The organism is uncultured Dokdonia sp. (assembly GCF_937910895.1).
Classification (GTDB): Bacteria; Bacteroidota; Bacteroidia; order Flavobacteriales; family Flavobacteriaceae; genus Dokdonia.
Window position 1 is genome coordinate 18,008 of sequence record NZ_CALEMI010000015.1, and the last position, 25,050, is coordinate 43,057.

At 34.6% G+C, this 25,050-nt stretch carries 19 protein-coding genes; 13 read left to right on the forward strand and 6 right to left on the reverse strand.

Annotation, left to right across the window (positions count from 1 at the left end; all coding sequences use genetic code 11):
• Nucleotides 1-45 precede the first annotated feature (45 nt).
• The 10 genes from Q0505_RS01275 to Q0505_RS01320 all read left to right on the forward strand — a co-directional run bounded on the left by Q0505_RS01275 (nt 46) and on the right by Q0505_RS01320 (nt 13,238).
• Nucleotides 46-2,349, forward strand: coding sequence for an endonuclease (locus tag Q0505_RS01275; protein WP_299207936.1), 2,304 nt, complete (start codon nt 46-48; stop codon nt 2,347-2,349).
• Between the two features lie 124 nt (nt 2,350-2,473).
• Nucleotides 2,474-3,733 carry a TlpA disulfide reductase family protein gene (locus Q0505_RS01280; protein WP_299207938.1) on the forward strand — a complete coding sequence of 420 codons (1,260 nt, stop codon included), beginning with the start codon at nt 2,474-2,476 and terminating at the stop codon, nt 3,731-3,733.
• 116 nt (nt 3,734-3,849) lie between these two features.
• On the forward strand, nt 3,850-4,956 hold the full coding sequence (locus tag Q0505_RS01285; protein ID WP_299207941.1) for a DUF2911 domain-containing protein: 1,107 nt from the start codon (nt 3,850-3,852) through the stop codon (nt 4,954-4,956).
• 104 nt (nt 4,957-5,060) lie between these two features.
• Nucleotides 5,061-6,170: a hypothetical protein gene (locus tag Q0505_RS01290; protein ID WP_299207943.1), complete on the forward strand. Its 1,110-nt coding sequence runs from the start codon at nt 5,061-5,063 to the stop codon at nt 6,168-6,170.
• Between the two features lie 280 nt (nt 6,171-6,450).
• Complete coding sequence (locus tag Q0505_RS01295) at nt 6,451-6,675, forward strand: class I lanthipeptide (RefSeq protein ID WP_299207945.1); 225 nt, start codon at nt 6,451-6,453, stop codon at nt 6,673-6,675.
• Between the two features lie 168 nt (nt 6,676-6,843).
• Nucleotides 6,844-7,071: a class I lanthipeptide gene (locus tag Q0505_RS01300; RefSeq protein ID WP_299207947.1), complete on the forward strand. Its 228-nt coding sequence runs from the start codon at nt 6,844-6,846 to the stop codon at nt 7,069-7,071.
• 90 nt (nt 7,072-7,161) lie between these two features.
• Nucleotides 7,162-8,427, forward strand: coding sequence for a lanthionine synthetase LanC family protein (locus tag Q0505_RS01305; RefSeq protein ID WP_299207949.1), 1,266 nt, complete (start codon nt 7,162-7,164; stop codon nt 8,425-8,427).
• A 10-nt stretch (nt 8,428-8,437) separates the two neighbouring features.
• Entirely contained in the window at nt 8,438-10,135 is a 1,698-nt protein-coding gene (locus Q0505_RS01310) for a S41 family peptidase (RefSeq protein ID WP_299207951.1), read from the forward strand.
• Between the two features lie 84 nt (nt 10,136-10,219).
• Nucleotides 10,220-12,349, forward strand: a complete 2,130-nt coding sequence (locus Q0505_RS01315; protein ID WP_299207953.1) for a lantibiotic dehydratase family protein — start codon at nt 10,220-10,222, stop codon at nt 12,347-12,349.
• A gap of 13 nt (nt 12,350-12,362) precedes the next feature.
• Nucleotides 12,363-13,238: a thiopeptide-type bacteriocin biosynthesis protein gene (locus tag Q0505_RS01320; RefSeq protein WP_299207955.1), complete on the forward strand. Its 876-nt coding sequence runs from the start codon at nt 12,363-12,365 to the stop codon at nt 13,236-13,238.
• 30 nt (nt 13,239-13,268) lie between these two features.
• On the opposite strand, the gene recG is transcribed toward Q0505_RS01320, so the two are convergent.
• The gene (gene recG, locus Q0505_RS01325) at nt 13,269-15,371 is read right to left on the reverse strand and encodes an ATP-dependent DNA helicase RecG (protein ID WP_299207957.1); all 2,103 of its coding nucleotides are present in this window, start codon (nt 15,369-15,371) and stop codon (nt 13,269-13,271) included.
• A 313-nt stretch (nt 15,372-15,684) separates the two neighbouring features.
• On the opposite strand from recG, the gene Q0505_RS01330 reads away from it, so the two are divergent.
• A complete protein-coding gene (locus Q0505_RS01330) occupies nt 15,685-16,314 on the forward strand; it encodes an SDR family oxidoreductase (RefSeq protein WP_299207959.1) in 630 nt (209 codons plus the stop codon).
• Nucleotides 16,315-16,580: 266 nt separating this feature from the next.
• Here Q0505_RS01330 and Q0505_RS01335 read toward each other — a convergent pair whose 3' ends face one another.
• Both Q0505_RS01335 and Q0505_RS01340 read right to left on the reverse strand, forming a co-directional pair.
• Nucleotides 16,581-17,300, reverse strand: a complete 720-nt coding sequence (locus tag Q0505_RS01335) for a tetratricopeptide repeat protein (protein WP_299207961.1) — start codon at nt 17,298-17,300, stop codon at nt 16,581-16,583.
• Between the two features lie 181 nt (nt 17,301-17,481).
• Nucleotides 17,482-18,615 carry a DUF819 family protein gene (locus tag Q0505_RS01340; RefSeq protein ID WP_299207963.1) on the reverse strand — a complete coding sequence of 378 codons (1,134 nt, stop codon included), beginning with the start codon at nt 18,613-18,615 and terminating at the stop codon, nt 17,482-17,484.
• 310 nt (nt 18,616-18,925) lie between these two features.
• Between Q0505_RS01340 and Q0505_RS01345 the strand changes: the two genes are divergently transcribed.
• Nucleotides 18,926-20,800, forward strand: coding sequence for an ATP-binding protein (locus tag Q0505_RS01345; RefSeq protein WP_299207965.1), 1,875 nt, complete (start codon nt 18,926-18,928; stop codon nt 20,798-20,800).
• A 51-nt stretch (nt 20,801-20,851) separates the two neighbouring features.
• Here the strand turns inward: Q0505_RS01345 and Q0505_RS01350 are convergent, their stop codons facing one another.
• The 3 genes from Q0505_RS01350 to Q0505_RS01360 all read right to left on the reverse strand — a co-directional run bounded on the left by Q0505_RS01350 (nt 20,852) and on the right by Q0505_RS01360 (nt 24,153).
• Entirely contained in the window at nt 20,852-21,469 is a 618-nt protein-coding gene (locus Q0505_RS01350) for a hypothetical protein (RefSeq protein WP_299207967.1), read from the reverse strand.
• Between the two features lie 317 nt (nt 21,470-21,786).
• A complete protein-coding gene (locus tag Q0505_RS01355) occupies nt 21,787-22,416 on the reverse strand; it encodes a hypothetical protein (RefSeq protein WP_299207969.1) in 630 nt (209 codons plus the stop codon).
• A 294-nt stretch (nt 22,417-22,710) separates the two neighbouring features.
• Nucleotides 22,711-24,153: a CFI-box-CTERM domain-containing protein gene (locus Q0505_RS01360; protein WP_299207971.1), complete on the reverse strand. Its 1,443-nt coding sequence runs from the start codon at nt 24,151-24,153 to the stop codon at nt 22,711-22,713.
• Nucleotides 24,154-24,647: 494 nt separating this feature from the next.
• Between Q0505_RS01360 and Q0505_RS01365 the strand changes: the two genes are divergently transcribed.
• Entirely contained in the window at nt 24,648-24,968 is a 321-nt protein-coding gene (locus Q0505_RS01365) for a hypothetical protein (RefSeq protein ID WP_299207973.1), read from the forward strand.
• The last annotated feature ends 82 nt before the right edge of the window (nt 24,969-25,050 follow it).

Below are 25,050 nucleotides of genomic sequence, written 5' to 3' on the forward strand. Positions count from 1 at the left end.
GGAATCTTTATATTTGAGAAATATATAAACCCAAACATAATTTTTATGAAAAAAGCATTACTATTTCTAGCACTATTTTGTGTAGCCTCCATGTGCTACAGCCAGATACCATCCTATTATGATGATGTCAACTTAACACTACAAGGATCATCGTTACAGACTGAATTGTCTACAAAAGTCACACAAACACACACTACATTTCTAAGTTATACGCCTGGCGTATGGCAAGCATTGCAAGTTGCCGATCTAGATCCAACAAACTCTAATAATGTATTATTGATCTACGGATATGACGATACGGACGGAAATACCCTCACTGACAGATCAAGAAACAAAAACTTAAATGGAGGAGGCTCAGGAGAGTGGAACAGGGAACATGCCTACCCAAAATCATTAGGAAACCCCAATCTAGGAACTACAGGCCCAGGAGCCGATGCGCACCACATTCGTCCAAGTGATATCCAACTTAACGCACAACGAAGTAATCGTAAGTATGCTGCAGGTGCTGGAAATGCAGGCGTCACCGCACAAGGTCATTTTTATCCTGGCGATGAATGGAAAGGCGATGTTGCACGTATGATGCTCTATATGTACATCCGCTATGATAACCGTTGTTTGCCTTCTAATGTAGGGATCGGAAATGCAGTGGCGAGTGATGCCAATATGATTGACCTGTTTCTGCAATGGAATGTAGAGGATCCCGTCAATGCTTTTGAAGATACGCGCAACGAAGTACTAGCAGGAATTCAAGGAAATAGAAATCCTTATATAGATAATCCAGCCTTTGCTACTCAAATATGGGGAGGTGTACAAGCCGAAGATCGATTTGGTGATACCACAGGAAATCCTGGAAACCCTGGAGATTCTGCAGCATCAGAGCTGTTCTTTTCTGAATATATCGAAGGATCTTCTTTTAATAAAGCGATAGAAATTGCCAACTTTACAGGAGCAGCTATCAACTTATCTCAGTATTCATTAAGAAAACAAACCAATGGAGCAGGCGGTTGGAGTGCTGATTTTTCATTAAGTGGATCATTAAATAATGAAGGAGTTTATGTACTTGCGCATAGCTCAGCAACTGCTGCGATTACAAGCGCAGCAAATACCACAACCACAAACACAGTGATTAGTTTTAACGGAAATGATGCTGTTGGTTTATTCAAAAATGGAGTGCTTATTGACATCATCGGAACCTTTAATGGCGGAAGTGCCAATTTTGCAAAAGACATAACCTTACGAAGAAAAGCAACGGTAGTGTCGCCTTCTACAACATACCTGACGTCAGAATGGGATAGCTTTCCGTCGAATACCAGCAGTGGCCTCGGATCACATACGGTAGAAGGAAGTACAGCTCCTGCAGCCGATACACAGTCACCTACAACACCAGCAAGCTTAACCGCTTCAAACGTAGGAGAAACAACATTGATGCTTTCTTGGAATGCCGCAACAGATAATGTAGGTGTAACCAGTTATGATGTGTATCAAGGAAGCACCGTCATTGGCAACCCAACAACAACGAGTTATACAGTAAGCGGACTCAGTCCTACGACAAATTATACCTTTAGCGTTCGTGCAAAAGATGCGGCGTCCAATGTTTCTAATGTGAGTAATACAGTCACAGTGACTACAGATGCTACCGTTTTTAACTACTGTACTTCTGGAGGAAACAATGCGAGTTATGAACATATCGATTTTGTAGGCGTAGGTGGGATTTCTAATGCTACAGGAGCAAATGGAGGTTATGTTGACTTCACCAACCAAACGGGTGTGATTGGATATGGAGCCAATTCTATTGTATTAAGCGTTGGTTTTTCTGGACAATCCTATACAGAGAATTGGGGCGTTTGGATTGATTTTAACCAAAACGGAACCTTTGACACGTCTGAAAAAGTAGTCACAGGATCGACATCGAGTACGGGGAACCTTTCGTATACGTTTACGGTGCCTACAAGTGCATTAGAAGGAACGACCAGAATGCGTGTAGCTATGAAGTGGAATGGTGATTCAACACCTTGCGAAACCTTTTCGTATGGAGAAGTAGAAGACTATAGCGTGACGATCAGTGCCAACAGAGATGCAGTGACCACAACTACCATTAAAACCGATGGACAATTAAGATTTGAAGCGGCTATTTTTGATGTCCAATTGGCACAACAAGATGATATGCTACGTATCCAAATGGCAGATAGTAGAGTTATTAATTATACAATTTATAATCTGCTAGGTCAGACGGTAACTCAAAATACATTCAGTGGAGCGACGAGCATTACAGGGGTGCGTAAAGGGATGTATGTGATACAGATCAACGATGGGCAACGTGCTATAAGCAAGAAGTTTATAAAACAATAGATTTAGCATATCACTTTAAAAATCGCTTAGAGATTCGTCTTTAAGCGATTTTTTTTGCGGTATATTAGTAGCATTTTGTAAGGAACTTTGGAATCTTACAGACTTTAGTATCCCACATCTTGCTATGAAAAAACTTTTACTTCTTCTGTTATGTCTATCTGCACTTTCGTGCGAAACAAAAAGCCCAACGTTCCGCACTGGTTTTTGGCGAGCGACCTTAGACGTTCAAGACGATAAACAACTCCCTTTTATTTTTGAAGTAAAAGACAACGAAACACTTGTGATTCAAAATGCAGAAGAACGCATTACCGTTGACGAAATCGAAATCAATGGAAAAGAGATTCGGATTCAAACGCCTGTATTTGAAGGATATTTTCAAGGAACTTTTAGCGATGATGGCAAGCAGATTACAGGTGATTTTATCAAACCTAGTTTAGATCGTGTCGTTCCGTTTCAAATGATATATGGAGACGGTGTACGCTTTTCTGCCAACCGAGTAGGTGGGCGCGAATCTGCCTCGCCGGCAGGCAGGAGCGGAAAAAAACCTACCACTACTATCACTGGCAATTGGGAAACAGTATTTAGTGAAAACGGTCCAGAAGACACCTACATCGCCAAAGGAATCTTTAGGCAAGATGGACGGAATGTCACAGGTACATTTAGAACCACAACGGGAGATTATCGGTTTTTAGAAGGCGTGATTGATGGTGATCAGTTACAGCTTTCTACCTTTGATGGAGCGCATGCTTTTTTGTTTACCGCCACCGCCACCGACAGTACGCTACAAGGATATTTTTATAGTGGGAATCACTGGAAAGAACCCTTTCGCGCCAAGCGAAATGAAAACTACGAACTTCCAGACGCCAAAGATTTAACTTATATCAAAGAAGGATATGACGGACTCGCATTTACGTTTCCAGATGCAGATGGTACGATGGTGTCTCTTGATGATGAGCGATATAAAAATAAAGTAGTGCTTGTACAGATATTAGGCTCTTGGTGCCCGAATTGTCTCGAAGAATCTAAATTTTATGTAGACTACATCAAGCAAAATCCTAACCCTGATTTTGAAATTATAGGACTTGCTTTTGAGTATGCACCTACCCAAGAAAAAGCGTTTACAAGCATACAGCGTCTAAAAAACCGATTGGGTATCTCGTATCCTATTTTATTAGCTCAGCATGGCAGTGAGGATAAAAAATTAGCACAAGAAAAACTCCCAATGCTCAATCATATTATTTCCTATCCTACCTCTATTTTTATAGATAAAAAAGGAAAGGTTCGCCGTATTCATACAGGATTTAACGGTGCCGCAACGGGGCAGAAGTTTCTTGATTTTAAAACAGATTTTGATCAGTATGTTAAAAAATTATTGGCTGAGTAGGTCTTAACCCGCATTATGCATTACGAAGTTCTAATAGATAATTCAGGTTTAACAGGAAGCTAACATTTTGATATAAGACTATCTTGTATCTTTTCAGAAACAAAACAACCTTACAAATGAAACATATACAACCATGGATTGCTTGTGCAATCATCTGCTTTTTTGTGTTTAGTATTGACAGTATAGCACAAATCAAAACCCCTGCAACAAGTCAAAAAGCAACCGTGAGTCAAACGGTAGGAATTTCAGATATTACCATTACATACTCCAGACCTAGTGTACGAGGTCGTAAGATTTGGGGAACTCCATTAGCACATTATGGATTCCAAAATCTTGGTTTTGGAACGTCAACTGCAGCACCATGGCGTGCTGGAGCCGATGAGAATACCGTGATTACATTATCAAATGATGCGACTGTAGAGGGAAAACCTATCAAAGCGGGGACTTACGGGTTGCACATAGCACTCGCCGAAGACAATACAGCCACCATCATATTCTCAAATACTTCTACCTCTTGGGGAAGTTATTTTTATGATGAAAAAGAAGATGCGTTGCGTGTCAAAGTGACTACCAAAGAAATCGAACATACAGAATTACTTACCTATCAGTTTACGGCTGTAGATGTAAATTCAGCAACGGTTGCCTTACAATGGGAGAAGAAAGCAATTCCTTTTAAAATTGAATTTGATGTGACCTCCATTGTAATGAACGACATCAGTAACACGCTAAGAGATGGAAAAGGATTTAATCGACTAGCTTGGGAAAACGCAGCGCAATATGCCTTTAGTGTAGGAAATATGGAGAAGGCGTTAGACTGGATCAATAATGCACAAAGTGGTTGGTTCTTTAGTCAAAAAACATTTAATAATGCACAGATTAAATCGGCTATTTTAAATCAAATGGGAAAACCAGAGGAAGCCATGGCAGAAATGGAAAGCGTGCTTGATCAAGCAACTGTATTGGAAGCACATCAATATGGAAGACAGTTAATAGCTACAAAGAATCTTGAACAAGCGGAAAAGGTATTTAAAGAAAACGCCAAGAAAAATAATAATATATGGCCTACGCAGTACGGTTTAGGAAGAGTGTACTCAGCTAAAGGTGATTATAAAACAGCGATTAAGTACCTTGAAAAAGCGTTGAAAAATGCACCGAACCCAGCATCAAAAGCAAACGTACAAGCAAATATTGATATGTTAAAAAAAGGGGAGGACATCAATTAAACTTACATACAATACAATCTTAAAAAGCCTGTAAATACGGGCTTTTTTTGTTTCAAATCGTACAATTCAACTGCTTTTTGAGTATCTTTCTAAAAAAAAAGCGAATGAGGTATTTTATCTATACCCTTATGTTGTGTACTGTTTTGCTATACAGTTGTTCAGATACTGATGATGTTATTACATCTGTTGATACCTCTACCGAGTTTCCAGATTTTTCATTTTTTAATTTCTCAGAAGATACTGAGTTGTTCCAATATCAATTTACTGCCTTTGATCAGATGGGAAGTTTTTCAGATGTAGCCGCACTAGATGGTATTAGCCCTAATATACAACGCGTAGAAATTGCAGGAGATGTCGCAGGTTTGTATGCAGGGAATATGGTCTGGTTAAAAAATGTACGAACAGGAGGTGTCGTTTCTGGAATGAACTTTTTTGATGAATCTGATACCGAATTTCGCAGTTGGACGATTAATTCTGAACAAGAAGTGTTTTCTGGCTATAATGACTCAAATGCATTAGATAATTTTAGACTTCGTGTGATTAGCTTGAATACAGGTGTTGTGTCTGATCTTCAAATAGGTGCCCTCTCGCAAAATAGTATTCCTGTCTATCGCAATGACCGATTGGTCTTTTACGAAAATCAAACGAGTTCGAGTGGCGGACAGCAATCAACGCTGGTTGTTGTAAATACCGATGATGCTGAGATGCTCAATCTAGAAGTGCTGGCTGGTGTTCATGTTTTCGGACTTGTTTTTGGCGATGCTAATGATTTTTACGCCTTTTTAAGCAACAACACTTATGTGCGTTATGATGCGACAACCTTCACACAACTAGAAACAGGACCTTCTTCTTTCAATCGGTTTTTGGAGGGTTCAGAACAGGTTGTCAACGGAAAACTTTATTATACGTTTATGCAATCAGAACCTGCAGTTGTCGAAGATTTTCCATCCATATATGACATCGCTTCTCAAGAAACTACTTTTGTAGATATCACGCCAGAATTGACCTCACTTGCTGATGAGAATGAATGGACAGGTGTCGTACGGACTACCTTTACGTATGTTGCTAATTTAGAAGCTTGGTTGATTGGTTATCGATACCTAGATACTGTTGGGAATGAAGTAGGAGGGATCGCAAAATTCTCTAATGAAGGAGAACTACTTATCAATCTTGAAGTCGATTATTTCCCGTGGAATCTCGTGGTATTGGAGTAGTTCTTAGCTTATAAAGTTCCAGATATTCTCAAACTTGACCATTTGTGCATACATAAATCGGATGATTTGGTTTTCCGCTTTCGCGAAAGCGGGATCATCTTTCACTACACCTCATGCGTAACTCTGAGCAATTTTCAGGATCTTATGATCACGTCTCAAGTTGAAAAATCTTTGCTTTCAATTCACAATAATAAATTAAATATTAATCTTGATTTTACATTTTTATATGTGCTCATTTTTTTACATTAAGAGCTTAAATTAATATAACCTGATATTTATTATGAGTAAATTAAATCTTAAGAAAAAAGTAGTATCTGTTTTAACAGATGAACAACAAGCTTCAATTAAAGGTGGAGGTACAACCTCTTATTCTAATTGTACTGGTTTCCTCTGCTGTAATCAAAAACCTTGTGTAGTGCTAACGGATGGTCCTGCAGCAACGTGTAGAATGCAAGATTGTAGCACTCTTTCAGGTGGAGATGAGACAATTGAAAATGTTAATTAAAACTTTTTCTACCTAAATATTGTTGATATTAGTTTCTGTTAAAATGTTTTTTTTGTTTTGGCTTAGTATTTTTTTTATTCTGACGTTGAAAATGATTAAAAATGTTTGGTTTTATTGATTCTATTTGGCATATTAAAGCCTTTAATCAATATTAACTAATTATTTATTATGAGTAAATTAAATCTTAAGAAAAAAGTGGTTTCTGTTTTAACAGATGAGCAGCAAGCTTCGATTAAAGGAGGAGGAACTACGTCTTATTCTAATTGTACTGGTTTTTTATGTTGTAGCCAAAAACCTTGCGTTCCTGCGTCTGAAGGTCTTGGAGTTACATGTAGAATGCAACCTGGCTGTAGACCAAATGATACATTTGGACCACCAGAAATTGAAATTCAATAGATAAAATCTAAAGAGATGTTAGGAAGATATTTATCTTACTAATATCTCTTTTTTTTAATTTATACTGTTCATACACTCAAATTTAATTTATTGAAAAAGTTAACGGATTCCGTAAAAGAAAATATAGAAAAGGAAATTAAACTTATTTCTGATTACTTGTTTTCTTGGGATAAAATAAAAGTAAACAGAAATTCAAATCATATTGGTATTCTTTCTGGTCTCCCTGGAGTTACATTGGCGTTATTGGACTATCTCCAAGTAGAGCCTTCTACGAACAACAGCCAGAAAAAAATCTTAAAAGAATACCTCCAAAACACATTCAAAATTCTTGAGAACAGTGAATACATCACCTCTACGTATTGTGATGGTCTATCAGGATATGGTTTTTTTTTATTGAAATTAAAAAGCCATGATTTCATAGACGAGAATGATGGAGATTTATTAAATGATATTGATGAGATTTTAAATGATATTGATGATATCCTTCTTGAGCATATAGAAGAATTTTACCAACAAGATAATTTGGATATTTTACACGGATTGGTAGGATTAGGACTTTATTTCTTAGAGAGAGAACATACTCTTGGAGTAGATAAAATCACAGAAATAATAATGAGTAAAGTTTTCAGAACCGAAGAAGGCTATGTGTATTGGAGAAAATATGATAAATACGATAATTACAAGTCGGTTATAGACTTGGGGAATGCTCACGGAATGGGAGCAAATATCTTTTTTCTCACTAAGGTATTGTCAAAAACACCAGAGAACGAAGAAATTAAAGAAATTATAGACAGTGCAATAGGCTTTTTTCTAGATAACTCACAAGAAATTACCGATGAGATCTATTGTTATTATCCTTTGAAAATAGAAGCTGATGCTTATGATGCAAACTCTTTTGAGCCTTCAAATTCTAGATTAGGATGGTGTTATGGTGATTTAGGTACTTTATACACTTTGTTGATGGCTAGCAAACACATTGATAATAAAAAATACTACGACATCATCGTGGATAAATTAGCACACGTTGCAACTAGAACGTATGACAAAGAAGGCTTTATCATAGACGCAGGGTTTTGCCACGGGACTAGCGGAATTGCTTTGTTATTTAATAATGTATATGATATAACTGGGAAAGATGTTTTTTGGAAAACCGCCACATACTGGCTAGAGCAAACTCTAATTAAAAAAGATAATACACAGCCAGAAGGATATGTTAATTACGGATTTGTTATTGAAAACTCTGACGAAAAAAATATTTCAATTTTAGAAGGACTTGCTGGTTTATTAGTAAGTTATCTTAAATTTTTACATCCAGGTGCTACAATATCAGAGGAGTTGCTCATGATAAAATATTAATAATTGTATGATGTCTAAAAGTATCTATATTTTCATAATTGTATTTCTTTATTCAACCTTAAATATTTCTGCTTCAGAGAAACAAGAAGTCAGCGATATATCAAAATACAAACAATTTGGTCTTGTTTGGGGGCTACTAAAATATCACCATTCAGAAGTAAGTAACGGTAAATATGATTGGGATCAAGTATTTATTGAAAATATTGATCTTTTAGGAGCAATAAAAACTCAAAAAGATCTCAATACATTTCTGTTCAATTTTATTTCTTCATTAAAGGAGTCAAAGATTAAACGTGCTAGTGAAAAGGAGGGGTTATTAAAAAATAATTATGATTATAAATGGATTAATTCATACCCATTTGATGAAAGCTTAACTAAAAAATTAGAAGCATTAAGAGATAACACAAATATTAATGATTTTTATGTTTCAACAGGAAGACTTAGTAATATACCTACTTTTAAAAATGAAAAGGGGGTAAAAGAATTTGATTATAAAATTAAAAGCCACAGATTATTATTGCTTTTTAGTTTTTGGAGCTGCATACAGTATCATTACGTAAATAAATATTTGATGGATGATAACTGGTATGAGCTATTAGATGGTTATATTGAAAATTTTATATATGATCATTCTAAATTGGAATTTGAAATATTAAAATCTACATTAATTGCATCTCTTGACGATTCTCATGCATACTACGTATCACCAGTAGTAAATGATTCTTTATTCAAATATAAACCTTCCTTTGGTGTAAGAAATGTGAATGATACGCTAGTAATTACGGCTCTTTATAATAAAAAACAAGCAGCGAGAGATGGTATTGAATTAGGAGATCAAATCCTTGAAATTGAGAATGATGATATTAAAACGAGTCTTGCAAAAAAGATAAAACCAATACTTTCAACATCAAATAACGTTTTTTTGAAAAAATGGACGCGTTGGCTATTTTTTAACCCAAGTGATTCTATTAAAGTTAAAATAAAGAAGAAAAATAAAACTATTAAAACTCAATATCTTCATCTTTATGAAAATTTTGAAGTAGAAGACTATGTTTCATTAAAATCTACTTCAGGTATTGAAAATAAATGGCAGTTTATTAAGCCTGATATAGGGTATATTAGTTTGGCTTCCATCACAAAAAAAGAATTAGATAATGCCTTTAAAGAATTTTCAACAACAAAAGGGATCATAATTGATTTAAGAAATTATCCTAAGACTATTTCGGAAGATGATATAACAAAACATATTTATCCTGAAAGAAGAAGATTTATAAAGGTACTTTTTCCTATTCAGGATAGACCATCTATGGTACAATTTGATGAAGCGCCACTTAATTTTATAAAAGATCCTTTTATGAGTGGTAGCAGGAATTCAGATTATTATAAGGGAGAAATCATTCTTTTAGTAAATCACACAACACAAAGTAAAGCAGAATATATTGGGATGGCGATACAAGCTTCACCTAATTGTACAACTATTGGAGAAAGTACAGCAGGTTCTGTAATGAATATTGCAACATTTACAATGCCAGATCAAACAAATGTAAACTTTACTAGTTTAGGCGCTTTTTATCCAGATGGAACTGGAGCTCAAAGAAATGGTTTAAAAATAGATTATCAGGTTCATGAATCGACTTCAGACTTTATTAAAGATCAATATATAGTTAAAGGAATAGAGTTGATAGAATCTGAAAAAAATCCTAACTAATTTATGTATAAAACTTTTGACACGTATGTGTTGCGCACACCTCTTTTACCCATAGATTTTCTGATTGAACTCACTCAAAAAAAAATGGTTTCAGATGATCAATTAAAAGAATTATTTTCTAACCCTTTAGTGAAGGAATCTATTTATTTAGCATCACCAATACTTTTTAAAGAGATTAAAAAATGGTCGCAAGATAAAAATCCCGATACAAAAGGTAAAATACGAAACTCTTTTTTAAAATATTTATCTAGAATTTCATCAAGACCAACTCCATTCGGATTGTTTTCAGGTTGCTGTATAGGTGTTTTTGATACGTCTAATACTATTAGACGCAATAATTCCTTAAATAAGAGACACACGAGGTTGGATATGAATTTAACAGGAATCATAGTTAAACATATACAAGAAATTCCTTCAGTACGAGAACATCTATTGTTTTATCCTAATAATAGCTTGTATGAAATAGGAGACTTAGTACGATTTATTGAAGCTAAATACAATAAAAAATTAATTTTAGTAAATAAATTAATAGAAGTAGAGGCTTCTGATTATTTAAAGGAGGTTATCGATTTTTGTTCTGATGGAAAAAAAATAAACGAACTTTCAGAAATTCTTGTTTCACCCGAAATAACGTTTGAAGATGCAAAAGAATTTATTACAGAATTAATAGATGAGCAGATTTTAGTTGGTGAGATAGAGCAGACGGTCTCTGGAATAGAAAACTTAGATCATATCTTATCTGTTTTAAGTCAAATAGATGATTCGACACCACTATATAAGACACTTAGTTCTATAAAGGATAAGCTAAATGAAATGGATAGTAACGTTATAAATAGCATCGCTATTTATAATGAAATATTAAAATTGCTAGATAGTCTAGGGATTACGATTGATGAAAAATTCGTTTTTCAAACAGACCTTAAAATAGGAACTTCTCACAATACATTATCAAAAGAAATTAAAAAAGATATAGATGAAGGTCTCATAGCAATTAATAAAATTGCTACTTTAAAAAATCAAAATACCAACGAAAATTTATCGAGTTTTAAAAAAGCATTTTACGATAGATATGAAACAAAAGAAGTTCCTTTAGCTTTAGTGCTTGATAAAGAAATGGGACTAGGATATCCAGCTAATTCTGGAGAAGGAGACGTTAACCAACTTATTGACGATATTGTCTTTGGGAACTCTTCAAAAACATCTTCTAGTACTACTTTGTCGTCATTTGATATGATGCTTCTCAATAAAGCTATTGAAGCCGATAAAACAGCCAAAAAAATTATAGAAATTAAAGAAGAAGACCTTCCTTCAATAGACGGTAATTGGTTAGACCTTCCAGATACCTTTTCTACCATTGCCCAAATTGTTAATATAGAAGACAAATATCAAGTACTTTTAAATTTTTTTTCAGGATCAAGCGCAGGAAACCTATTTGGTAGATTCTGTCATGGAGACAATAGTATAAAGCAATTTGTGGAAGAAATTATAAATTTTGAAGATGATTTAAATCCAGATAAAATTTTAGCAGAGATTGTACACTTGCCCGAAGATAGATTAGGTAATGTTTTAATGAGACCTTCATTACGTACTTATGAAATACCTTTCTTGTCAAGATCAACAAAAGAAAATAACTATCAGATTCCTGTCAGTGATATTTTAATTTCAATCAGAAATAATCGCATATTTCTTAGATCAAAGAAATATAATAAAGAGGTTTGTCCAAAACTAACTACTGCACATAGTTTTAACCAAAGTACCCTTCCTGCTTATCGCTTCTTATGTGATATGCAATCCCTAGATAAAAGAAATATATTAGTATTTAATTGGGATGGATTATCCAATGTGCGAACGTTCTTTCCTAGAATTATTTATAAGAACATTGTTTTATCTTCTGCTAAATGGAAAATTACATCAGATAAAATGAAATCGCTACTTGAAGAAGAAGATGATGACCTTCTTCTTCAAAAAACAAAAACATTTATAGACGATCATGAACTTCCTGATATGGTCTATCTAGCAGAAGGAGATAATAAATTACTGATAAATTTGAGTAACCTGTCTAGTATAAAAATGCTACTCAGTTTAGTGAAAACTAAAAATGCTTTTCTTCTAGAAGAATTTCTTTTCTCTGGAAATGCAATATGTAAAGATGATGAGAACAAGAACTATGTTAATGAGTTTGTCTTTTCATTTTATAAAGATGTAATACAATAGAAAATATTTATTGATGAGTTCAATTCCAAAACGGGTATTCATTTTAGGTGATGAATGGATTTTTTTTAAAATATATACAGGCGTTAAGTTTGCAGACACACTACTTACTGACCACTTAATGCCATTAATTAATACTTGGAAAAGTAAAAATTATATAGAGAAGTGGTTTTTTATACGATATTATGATCCTGAATTTCACCTTAGAGTTAGATTTCTTGTTTCAGACAAAGAGAATCTTACTCTAATTATTAAAGATATGAACGTATTGTTTTCAGCGCTTATTCAACAGGATTTTGTGTGGAAATTGCAAACAGATACCTATGTAAGAGAATTAGAAAGATACGGAATACAAAAAATTGATCATGCTGAAACTGTTTTCTGTCATGATAGTGAAATGATTGTAAGTGTTTTAAAGCATATTGAAAACGCAGGCAATCAAAGTCTTCGCTGGTTGACAGGACTGTTAATTATAGAGGACATTCTAGATGCATTTAACTTAACTATTGAAGAGAAAAAAGACCTAATGGAACAATACATCACTTTCTTTAGTGATGAAATGAGTTACGATAAGTTTCTTAAAAGACAACTCAGTTTGAAGTATCGTAACAATAAACGTGAAATAAATAGTTTTTTAACACGAAATGCAGCGCATCAAGCATTGATTGATATAGTTTCTTACAAAAAAGAGAATACGCATCAATCCATGCAGGAAATAGTAAATTCAGAATTAAGTTCTGAATATCGAGGAGAATTGATTTTTAGCTTATCACACATGAGTCTCAATAGGTTGTATAGGACAAAAAGTAGAAAAAATGAATTCGTAAGTTACCATTTACTACTTTACTATTACGAATCTAAAATTGCTCAATTAAAACATAGTAAGAAGTAAACAGGTGAATAGGTGTGTATAAAGCTAGACTTAGCTTATAAAACTCCAGATATTCTTAAATTTGACCATTTGTGCATACATGAATCGGATAATTTGGTTTTCCGCTTTCGCGAAAGCGGGATCATCCTTCACCACTCCCCATGCGTAACTCCGAGCAATTTTCAGGATATCATTATCCCGAATGATGTCGCCTATTTTAAGATGTAAGGCTCCACTTTGTTGTGTACCGGTGATATCTCCAGGGCCTCTAAGCCTTAAATCGACTTCTGCGATCTCAAAACCATCGTTGGTGCGTGTCATCGTTTCCAAACGGACTTTAGAGTCACTAGAGAGCTTAAAACTGGTCATCAGGATACAATAACTTTGCTCCGCACCACGACCCACGCGCCCTCGTAATTGATGCAACTGACTCAATCCAAAACGCTCTGCACTTTCAATAATCATTACCGAAGCATTCGGCACATTCACGCCGACTTCGATCACGGTGGTGGCGACCATGATTTGCGTTTCGCCTTTAATGAAGCGTTGCATTTCATACTCCTTATCGGCAGCTTTCATCTTCCCGTGTACGATGGAAATCTGATACTTGGGGAGCGGGAATTCTCTTGAAATACTCTCGTATCCATCCATCAAATCTTTGTAATCCATCGCCTCCGATTCTTGGATTAATGGGTACACAATATAGACCTGTCTGCCCTTCTTAATTTCGTCCCGAATAAAGGCAAAAACTTTAAGCCGATTGGCATCATATCTGTGCACTGTTTTAATCGATTTTCGACCGGGTGGAAGTTCGTCAATAACGGACACGTCGAGGTCTCCATAAACAGTCATCGCAAGCGTTCGCGGAATAGGAGTAGCTGTCATCACCAACACGTGTGGTGGGTACTCATTTTTGTGCCATAACTTGCTTCGCTGCTTGACACCAAAACGGTGTTGCTCATCAATAATCGCAAGTCCTAAATTCTTAAATTTCACTTTATCTTCGAGCAAGGCATGAGTACCAATTAAGATGTTTAATTCGCCATTTTCGAGTTGCTCATGAATACTACGTCTATCTGAAGTTTTGGTTGAACCTGTGAGTAATGAGATTCTGGTATTCAATGGCTTGCATAATTCAGCTAATCCGTTATAGTGTTGGACTGACAAAATTTCAGTCGGTGCCATTAAGCAAGCCTGAAATCCGTTGTCAAGGGCTATTAACATTGATAATAGCGCGACAATGGTCTTTCCAGATCCTACATCTCCCTGCAACAACCGATTCATTTGCGCATTAGAGCCCAAATCAGCACGAATTTCTTTAAGAACTCTTTTCTGAGCACCTGTTAATTCAAAGGGTAAATGTTCGTTGTAGAAGGTATTAAAATTAGCTCCAATATTTTCAAAGGGATAGCCTTTTATTTTGGTTTTATGCATTCGGTTTTTGAATGCTAATTGCAGTTGAATATAGAAAAATTCTTCGAATTTTAAGCGATATTGTGCCTTTGCTAAATCAGCTTGTGATTGTGGAAAATGAATGTTAAAAAGCGCTTGATTTTTAGGCATTAATTTCAAGGCTTCAATGATGGGTTTTGAGAGGCTTTCATGTAGGTGATTTTTGGCTTCTAGAAAGAGCGTTTGCATGAGGGTGTTTACCACCTTATTGGTGATGCCTTTATTGCCTAATTTTTCTGTACTTGGATAGACGGGTTGCATGGCACTTCGCAAACTTTTTTCGTGATCGGCGAGGAGTTCCATTTCGGGGTGCGGCATGGAAAAACTCCCATTAAAATAATTAGTTTTTCCAAATATCACATAAGTCGTATTGAGTTTGATACTTTCCCGAATCCACTTCTGACCTCTAAACCAAACGAGCTCCATAGTACCTCCATCATCTTTAAAAGTTGCGACGAGACGTCTCCCTTTTCCCTCAATCATTTTTAAACTCGTCACTTTCCCGATCACTTGTACATCGGCACTATTGCGTTCTAATTCTGAAATGGTATAATACCGCGTCCGATCGATATATCGATTGGGAAAGAGATGGATGAGGTCTTGATAGGTATGAATCCCTAACTCCGCACGCAACAGATCGGCTCTGTTCGGGCCAACGCCTTTGAGGTAGTCGATAGGTGTCTGAAGGAAGGTGGGATTCATTAAGGCTAATTTAATCCAAATTTTACAGGCTAGGAAAATTTTTGTTGGCAGGAAGTTACTTTTTAATCTTTTCTAGTTCCGCAAGTCGCTTACGATACCTATCAAAAAATAAAATAGGATGTATCTTTAGAGAACTGGACTAAGGCTTTCTATAGGATACGGTATTGTACTTTCATTATTTCTCTTATTCACATTTGAGTATCGCTCTTGCCATCTTTTCAGAAATATTTCCTAAAGGATTAAATGGATCAAGAATTAGTGTGTATACATCAAAAGGAATTGAAGTTTAGTTGGATATTTGAAAAAAATATAAATGGAAAACATATTAGTAGCAGGTGCAAACGGCACTACAGGAAAAAAAATAGTTACTTTACTTAAAAGTTCTCAGTACTTCAATCCAATAGCTATGGTTCGAAAAGAAGACCAAATAAAGCAGTTTGAAGATATGGGAGTCCAAACCGTTTTAGGCGATTTAGAAAAAGAAGTTTCTCACACCACCAAAGGGATTGATAAGGTGGTGTTTGCTGCAGGTTCTGGTGGAAAAAACGTAGTTAAAGTTGACCAAGAAGGAGCAAAAAAATTAATGGATGCATCTAAAGTAGATGGTGTTTTGAAATTTGTCATGTTGAGTTCTATGGGAGCAGACCATCCTGAAAAAGCAGACGATTTACAAGACTATTTGAAAGCGAAACATAATGCGGATGAATATTTAAAAACAAGTGGTCTTAATTACGCTATTGTTAGACCAGGAACTTTAACTAATGACAAAGGGACTGGTACGATTGATCTTCAAAAAAGCCTAAATCGTAGCGGTTCTATAAGTAGAGATGACGTAGCCCAAACACTCGTTAGGTCATTATACGACGATGCTCCACACCACACCACTTTTGAAATTTTAGAAGGTAATACCCTTATTGGTAAAGCGCTAAACAACGTTTCTTAGTCTTTTTAGTAAAAATTAATGTCTAGTCGACATAATGATAAAAAGGCGAGTCATCGAAAGAGGAATGAAAATTCAGCGAAACTTAATTCTAGACGCAGTATACGAGTAGGAAATACGTATACTTTTTGTAATTGATATTTATTTCAATGCCTCCTTCTTCCAATATTCCTTTTTCGTTTTTTTTTGGTTGTAGTAGCCTACAAAAATTAGGGATAATGGAAAGAATAGGATGATTGCTATCCATTTTAGAATAGTGATGATACGGTTCATTTGGATTCTTGTTTGATACAATGTTGTTTGAGCATCTCTCTCGCTTTTTGATCTCCTAACCTCGCAGATTCAATAAAGTTTTGACAGGCTAGTAAAGAATCTTTTTTTCCGATGTAGGCTTTTCCTAAGTAGAAATAAGAATCCTTTACCGCATAATTTGCTTTTAAGGACTTGTTAATATCAGAAATCGCTTTATCAAACTTTTCTATTTCTAGAAATTCGACACCGCGATCAAAATAAATTTCACTATCGTAGACATTGTAATTCATATCACTATCAAAGCTTTTTAAATCAAAATTCATTTGAAAAGCGATCACCCCTCCATTTGAACTAGGAAAACTTTTTAGAGCACCTTCAGTTTTAAGGGCTTTGGTATAATAGGTAATGGCTTTGTTGTGTTCTTTTAAAGCACTATAACTATTTCCAATATTGTAGAGTGCCATTGTATTATCACCATCAAAGGCTAAAAGTTTTTTATAATCAGTGATGCTTCCCTGGTAATCTTCTACTATTGATTTATAGACACCTCTGTTTAAAAGAGCAGGCCTGAACTTCGGTTCTTTAGCAATTGCTTTATCAAGGTTTGCAATGGCTTCTTCGATTTTTTTCTCCTTCCTTAGTTCCAAAGCTTTGTTATAATACTCACCAGCGGGTGTAAAATCACAACTACTAAAGACGAAGAGTAAAAGGAAGAGTAGGATAATCTGTTTTGGCATTTACTGTTCTAATTAGTAGTTTTTTTATCGTCCAAAATAGCACAAAACTAGCTTACTCTTACTGATTTTTTGAAAAAACAGCGTCAGTACATGTAATCATAAACAAACAGCGTGTGAACACGTATACGCTTTCGCGAACCTGCCTGCCGGCAGGCAGGAGCGGACACTACAAAACCCATTTTTACAGTAAATACACCACCATAAATCCCAGATACGTACCTAGCGCATTCCCCAGAGAACCCACAAGAATGGCGGGTAATAAGAGTTCTTTACGTTTAAAGGTTTCGGCGAGGGCAATGGCCGTGGTGCCTCCACCAATATTGGCCTGACTCACAATCGAAATCATATCCCAATCTCTGTAGATCAGTCCGCCAAAAAGAATAGTAAATAGGCCGTGAAGCATCACTGCCAAGGCTGTAAAGCCAAGTAACGTAAGTCCGATATCTTTTAATTCCACCACAGCACTGAGTTCGCAATACGCACCAATAACTGCCAGAAAAATATAAACGAGATAGAGTCCTAACGTCTGACTCCCTTTCAATTGAGACACAAAAGGCACTTGGGCGAGTAGAATCCCTAGGGTCGAAATCGTAATCATCGAAGGTATTTGCGGTACGTAAGTCGCTAATAGATCAGAGGCAAAATAAGCGGCAAGTCCTAGAAACATCAGCCACATCAAGCTATGCGCATTAATCCCTTCACGTTCCTGAGTCTTGGTGGTTTCTTTGGGCGTGTGTATTTTTTTATCTTTCCAGAATTTACGTAAGAGTGCAGGAAATGCAAGCGTGACAATAATCCATACCGTAGTCACTACATTATCGATGGCTATCGTACCCGCATATAAAACCCCACGTTTTTGAAAATCATACTCCAAAGCAACCGCATTAAAATTAATACTTCCCCCCGTATACGTTCCTGTGAGCATTCCTGCAATGATATTGGCATCTTCTCCTAATACTTCTTGTGGCGAAATGACATACCACGAAATCAAAATACCTAAGGTGGTCGCCAATGACCCAATTAAAAATAAAATAATCATAGGTGCTCCCGCTCTTTTGATAGAGGACAAGTTCACGCCAAGCAATAAATAAAAAATCGAAATAGGAGCGAGGTAGGTAAAAATCCCATCATACAAAGGAATCGAGTTAGATGCTGACGGAATCAGTTGTAAGTTGGCAATCACAGCGGTAAAAAGAATAGCAAGCAAGGCAACCCCTAATTTTTTACCTAGGTTGGTTTTGGCAGCATATACAGCCAGAATCACCATTGCAAGGAGCATGAGTAGGACATACACTGGGTTTTCAAGAAGGGTCATAAGCACTCATTGGTTATCACAAAATACGATCTACAGCTCAATATACGAGATTTTATCATCAGATGTCTACCGATGTAGATATATGATATTCTTGTGGAAAAGCTTCGGGGGAGAGGGATAGGATGTGTTGTTTTATTAGAGTTGTGGGTTTGGGTGATGGTTACAGTTATTATAAGCTGGTGTTTTTTACATTTTTAATAAATTTGGACTACTTTATAGTATAAGTTTATCCTTAAATGTTTTACTTTTAATTTTTAATTTCCATTTGTTTAATTTTTAGGAAAATCATTTAATTCAACAGCAAGTAATTATGGATGTCGATATTTCTAGAGCCGCAGACCTTTTCTTTCCAAACCCGTCGTTAGAACTAGTTTATTTCGAAGCTATTGCGAACGCTATAGATTCAGGAAGTACTAAAATAGATGTAAAAATAAAGGTTAAGAATCTGAAGGATATAGATGCCTTTTCGCTTGAAATTGAAGATAACGGCGAAGGATTTAAAGATGAGAATTTTAATAAATTTAAAGAGCTACTTAAGACGGAGGAGAAGGATCATAAAGGAGTAGGTAGGTTAGTATTTCTAAAATATTTTCGAACCGTTGATATTGAAAGTTATTATGATGATAAGAAGAGAACTTTCGAATTTGACCGTTCATTTGATGGCAAGTCTTTAGTCGTTAAGCATGAGAATACGAAAACTGGAACTTTCTTGAAATTATCTGGTTACAGGAAGGACAAAATCAAGGCATACAACTATGTAAGACCACTTGCTTTAAAGAAGTCAATATTGCTTCATTTTTTCCCATTACTTTATAAAAAAAAACTTGCCAAGGAAGAACTGTTAATAACCATTTCACTCGAAACCACAGAACCTAATCCAGATTACGAATTTGCTTCAGATTATCAAGAGATTAAGCTTGTTGATTTACCAACACTCGAAAAGAGTTCTTTTCATGACGATACTATTTCTTTGGTAGATGAGTTTCATCTGTATTATTCAATACAGAAGAAGGAACAGACTGCTGAAGAGAGTATGAGTATTATAGCTGTTTGTGTTGATAATAGGACAGTAGAAATGAAAATGCCAGGTGGTGAATCTTTGCCTGATGGTTATGAACTGATCTTTCTTTTGATCTCTGACTATCTAACTGGTAAAGTAGACACTTCACGTCAAGAACTTGACCTCCCAGATGCAACTATTAAACAATTAAAAAGGGTGTTTAAAAAACATGTGAGTGAATTACTTAAAGAGAGTATTCCTGAAATTACAGAGAAAAATAAAGAACTCAAAAATTCTCTAGAAAGCACTTATCCGCACTTATATGGATATTTCAAAGATGAATCAATAGGAATAGCTGATAGAGCTGTTACTCTGGAAGCAGCACAAATGCGATTTTTTCAAGACCAGAAAAAACTGCTCGAAGCTACTCACTTGAATGATGACCAATATGACAAGGCTTTGGAAGTTTCTTCAAGATTATTAATGGAGTACATCCTTTACCGTGAGTTTTCATTAAAACGTTTGAAAGAAGCTAAGGCTGACGGAAACGAAGATGATATACATGATGTTATCATACCTAAAACGACTTACAACCACAATGATGGAGACATTGATACTTACTTCAAGAATAATATTTGGATATTTGATGATAAGTTTATGACTTATTCTTCAGTATTAAGTGAGCGTAGAATGGATGAGTTGTTGAAGGAGTTGGCAGGAGAAGATGATGAAGTTGATTCCAATGGAACACGACCAGATATTGCAATAATTTTTTCTGATAATCCCGAGGAAGCTGATAAGGTTGATGTTGTGATTATTGAGCTTAAGCAAGAAGGAATTAAATTAGCAAAGCAAGAGGAAGTTGTCAGTCAACTTAAACAACGTGCTAGAATTCTGAATAATAAGTACGTAGATAAAATTCAACGAGTTTGGTATTATGGAGTGGCTGAGATTGATATTGAGTTTGAAAGGTCGTTGCTAGAAGATAATTATATTCCGTTATATTCGAAGGGAAAAATGCTGTATGGTGAGGAGTTTATAATTCCTGATATGAGTGATAGGTTTAGTAAAATTCCAATTAAATTATTCGTACTAAATTATGATGCACTTATCAGTGATGCAGAAGCGAGAAACTCTTCTTTCATGCAATTGCTGAAAAAAAGTATTGCTGGCGAAACTCGATAATTTTAGTTAGCCTTATGTGATTTTAAATTTTTGCTTACTGTTAGAAGGCTTTTACTTTTGATTTATAATACTTTCCATTTTCCGTTTGAATTTTCCTTTTAGGTTCATGTTTCTTTCATTGCGAAGTTGTTCACAATAATTTTCATAAATTCGCAACACTTCTTCATGAAATTTTCTCCTCTGAATTTTTAATCCATTTCTAGGATTTTCATTGTCAATCCATTCTAACATGGGTTTTTCTCTTATGTGAATTATTGATTTACCTTTAGTTTGTGCTTGATGTAAAAGTCCACATCTAATTTGTTGGTAGAATACAGTAGCCTTTGTTTGATTATTAAAAAAAGATTTAAGTTTATCACTTCTTTGAAAAAAGTCAAAAAAGGACTTTTCATCCATTCCTTGTCCAGTTCTTAATCTTCCATTTATAAATTGTTCAATAGTTTCAATGAGTAAACAATCCAATGACATTATCGCAAATCCAGCAAAAATTCCAACATCACGATTTGGGTTCTGTTCAAGCAATTGAATTTGTTCAAAAAACCTACCTTTCATTCTGTCGTCAAAAATTTCCACAGCTTTAATCCAATCGGAGGTTTTTCCTTTCAGATTTAGATTTCCCCAATCAGATTTATGAAATCTTGGACTGATTTTTATTCCTTTTTTTTTCATTTCGTAGCTTGCGTACAACATTAGCGTAAAACCAATATACAAATTTATATATCTTAACCAAACAAAATCAACAGGTTATCAAAGGATGTTTTTTTTAGTCTAACTAGAAAATGTTAGGTAGGAAAGAAACTTTTGTCTGTATTTTATAAAAATCACTTTTGATACGCGATTTTACTTTGATATACGCGTTTTTTAAAAAATCAGACCTGAATACAAGATAGTATAAAAAAAGGCTTGAGAGAGGGGTAGTGTAGGATGCTTTGTTTTTATTAGGGTTGTGGGCTTGTGCAACGGTTACCGTTGTTAGCAAACGTTAATTACGTCCAGTTTAGTTCTGTTTTTAATTTATGTAAAAATGAACAAATTTGATTTACTAATTCATTATTCAATTGTCTTCTTCCAACTTCTAAATGAAAAGTTTGATGATTATAAATGAATTCAGCGTAATCTTCTTTATTCATATATTCTATATGTTCAGAAAATCCGATTTTATCTTTATTATTTTTTACAAAATTGAATATCGAATTCCAATCTTTGTCCGTTTTTTTTATTTCTCCTTTATGATGTACAATTGAGTTTCTTATTTTTCTGATAGTGTTTAAAAAATTCCATTCTGGATTTAGATTCTCAAAATTCACACTGCAAGATTTTGTCAGATATTTTTTTGCTTTTTCTAAGTCACTTCTTCCGCTTAAGTCATTAATAGAAAAATCAGTCTTATTTTCAATATGATGATGTAAACATATAACTCTTAATTCATATTCTAATATAGAAAACAGTTGGACTAAAAATGCAGTTCTGAAACTTTGAGGATAAAATATTGAATGTTCACTGGCTTTACTTGACCTATTTAAAAATTCCAGTTCGGCTTCGCGATTTTTAAATTGTCCGTCAATCATTAATTCTTCAAATTTCCAATTAACTTTTTCTTTTAGAAACTCAGACATTAGAAATGATTCCATCATAGAATTATAACGAACAACTTTTGTAGATAATTATCAATATTACTATCTAAGATAATTGGTCTTTTCATTTGTTTTCTTAGTGTTTGCTGACGGCTCCATATATGAAAAGTAACGAAGTTAATAACCGATAACTTTTCGGATTAGCACAAAGCCGAATTTTTATATTTTGTTTTTAACTCTTCAATCTTAAAGGCCAAATTTAAAAATTTGACGACTTTCCAAAAACGTCCAAACCATATCGCTAGCAGAGACTTTCGCTATTTTTTATATACAAAATTATGTAATGTTAATTAATTCAGATTTTAATTTTAAGGTGATGTATTTATAGTTCAAAAATGCTTCTTCATTTTTGCCTTCAGAAATTAGAATAATTGATTTTATAACTAATGAGTTATACAAAAATTCCAGAATTTCATTTTTCATTGGATGTTTTTCAATTTCACTAATAATAGACGGTGCAATCTCGTAGTAATTCTTTAAATGTTTTATCCCTTCTTCAAAGCTACCTAAATAGTTGTCCCTGAATTTTCTCAATATCTGAAGTTCATAGCAATCATCAGCTAAGTTTTTATGTGAAACACAAGTGGTTGTTAAAAAACAATCACTATCACTTTTTGAGCCACTTGAACTATTTGATTCACTTCTACCTGTTTTTTCTTCAGTCAACCAACTCTTACCTTTATAGGTAGTTCCATCTTTATCAATTCTTCCTACTTTTTCTTCAGTCAACCAGCTTTTACCTTTATAAATATTGCCATCCTTATCTACTCTTCCCGTTTTTTCTTCAGTCAACCAACTCTTACCTTTGTATATGTTGCCATCTTTGTCTATTCTTCCCGTTTTCTCCTCAGTCAACCAGCTTTTACCTTTATAAGTAGTTCCATCATTTGCTGTTCTTCCTACTTTTTTTTCAGTCAACCAGCTTTTACCTTTATATTGAGTTGAATCATTATATCCAAAAGTATCATCCTCATCTTTTTTGGCAATTTGGTTACCACGAGTACTTCGGCTATTACTATTATTGTATGAGTTGCTATATGAACTACTTGAATATCCTCCTGATGAATATTGACCTGTCGAATAGCTCCCAGAATTTGATGAACTTGAAAATATTTTACAAAAAAAGTATAAGCAAATAGCACCTATTACAATTGTCCAGAACCAAGGGAAAGATGAACTTGGTTTTGAATAAGTACTAGGTGGTCTGTAAATAGGTCTATTAATAGACGTTGTATTACTAAAATTCGAATTCTCTGGCTTAGAAAAAACCCAACCTGTTTTCCCATCAATCGTTTCGACGAGATTCCAGCTACCAAAATTTGAAGGCATTATATTACCAGGTTGTCTTAGCTTAACCCAATTGTATTTACTACTCAAAATTTTTAGAATTTCATTTTGTTTGGCAAACGCAACAACTTTTAAATCATCTGACGATAATTTCATTGTATTCAAAATTGGAAGGTCTTCTAAATGAGATTTTACAAACTTTTTAGATGTATTGTCCCAATCATTAATCGAATAACTAAATGAGCTACGATTGCCTTTAATGTGACTAAATTCTCTTGTAAGAATTTGTATTGCTTGAGAACCAGAAATTTCATTTTGCCTCTTCCTTTTTGACCATTCTTTTTCTATGTATTTCTCTTTGAAAATATTTTGAGAAAAAGAAATATTACCAAAAAGAAACACAAAGCAACTGAATAATAGTAATTTTTGCATCGGGTTCTTCATAACATTAACCCAATATACAAATTTTCACACCCTAACCAAACAAAATCAACAAGTTATAAAAAAGGTTTATACTCCAATGATATAACCAGAAACAAGTGAAGTATCAAAAGATTAAGACATTCCAAATAATCCTTGGTAAGACAATCCACCAATTAACAACCCCTTCACCCTCATAACCCTCACTAAACCTTATTCTTAGCCCCATACAATATCTTGTTGTATTTTTTAGCCCTCTCCAATACCCTCAATCCTGTAAAACACTAATTATTTGATTATAAGTAATTTATATATAATCTCTTATACCCAAGAATACCACTCCCATACTAAAGATGAACCCTTTCATGCTATTTTCTCTGTGAGCCTTACAACCTATCTTTATATTTGAGGTGTTGAAAGGAAGTAATTGATATAAAGACGTTTATAGCTATAAAGCTTTCTGAATACCACCTCAAAATCATAATAACCTTTTAAAACAATTAAAAATGGGAAATGTAACATCAACTATTTATTCAACAACAGCAAAAGAACCAATGACTCAGTTAGACTTTTCTACTGAATTTGAAGGATCAAAGGCAAGTGTAACCATCAATCTTGTAAAAGCAGGAACGATAGTGAGTACAGAAACCTATCCTCTAGATGCTAATAATCATGTAGCTAAAGTTTCTATAGTGGCTAGCGATATCAGTACGGAAGGAACCGTTACGTTAGCAGCCAAAACAAATGCAGTAGTATTTTCTGGAGTTTGTGTATGGAAAGATTCTGTATCTTTTAGAGCTTCAAATGTGGCAGTAGCTTACAGATAGAACGTTTAAATAATAGTCTAGAAAAGGGAAATTCTTTAAAAGAATTTCCTTTTTTTTTGCTCATTTATTGTGAAGAAAAATG